Source organism: Pseudomonas sp. Pse1, assembly GCF_024519635.1.
Classification (GTDB): Bacteria; Pseudomonadota; Gammaproteobacteria; order Pseudomonadales; family Pseudomonadaceae; genus Aquipseudomonas.
Genome location: NZ_JALJRO010000092.1, coordinates 1 through 400, shown reverse-complemented (window position 1 = coordinate 400; position 400 = coordinate 1). Strand labels below are relative to the sequence as shown.

1 protein-coding gene is annotated in these 400 nt (G+C 67.5%); it reads left to right on the top strand.

The window, feature by feature from the left end; translation table 11 throughout:
- On the top strand, positions 1–400 hold a 400-nt coding region (locus tag NR126_RS28525; RefSeq protein WP_256832501.1), incomplete at both ends, for a sigma-54 factor interaction domain-containing protein.

Genomic DNA, 400 nt, shown 5'->3' with positions numbered 1-400 from the left:
GCGGGGAGTCGGGCAGCGGCAAGGAGCGTGCGGCACGCGCCATCCATGCGCTGTCGGCGCGTGCGTCGCGGCCGTTCGTGGCCGTGAACTGCGGGGCGATTCCCGAGAACCTGATGGAAGCCGAGTTCTTCGGCTACGTGAAGGGCGCCTTCACCGGTGCCGACAGCGACCGCCAGGGCTTCTTCCAGGCGGCCAACGGCGGCACCCTCATGCTGGATGAAGTGGCCGACCTTCCGTTGACCATGCAGGTGAAATTGCTGCGCGCGCTGCAGGAACGCCGCGTGCGCAAAATCGGCGAGAGCCGTGAAGACCCGGTCGATGTGCGTGTGGTGTGCGCGAGCCACCAGAATCTGGCGCGCTTGGTGGCCGCCGGCCGCTTCCGCGAAGACTTGTTCTACCG